This window comes from Dyella sp. ASV21 (assembly GCF_016428975.1).
Taxonomy (GTDB): Bacteria; Pseudomonadota; Gammaproteobacteria; order Xanthomonadales; family Rhodanobacteraceae; genus Dyella.
On the sequence record NZ_JAELTT010000283.1, the window covers coordinates 1 to 360 of the forward strand.

At 66.1% G+C, this 360-nt stretch carries 1 pseudogene; it reads right to left on the reverse strand.

The window, feature by feature from the left end:
* Window positions 1-360: pseudogene (locus JHD67_RS21695) on the reverse strand (hypothetical protein); the annotation flags it as partial.

The following is a 360-nucleotide window of genomic DNA, read 5'->3' on the forward strand; positions in this document are numbered from 1 at the left end:
CGCTGCGTCTGCCGCTCGATACGCTGCCCGGCGTGCAGCGTGTGGTGTCCCTGCACGGTGGCTTGCACATGCCCGCCGACCTCGACGGTGTGGTTGGCGGCGATCTTCTCGTGGCGGTGATGGCCGATGGTTTCGAGGTGATCCTTGCCGATGTTGACGGTGTGGTTGCGCTCGACCTGCAGGAACGCATCCTGGCCGATCTGGTGGCGGCGATCCCTGCCGATGGCGACCTGCTCGTTCTCGCCCACGTTCTCGCTGCGGTCGTGGCCGATGGTGATGCGTTCGTCGTGCTCGACCTGTTCGGTGCGGTCGTGGCCCACGCGGGTGGTTTCGTCGTGCTCGACGACGATGTTCTGGTCC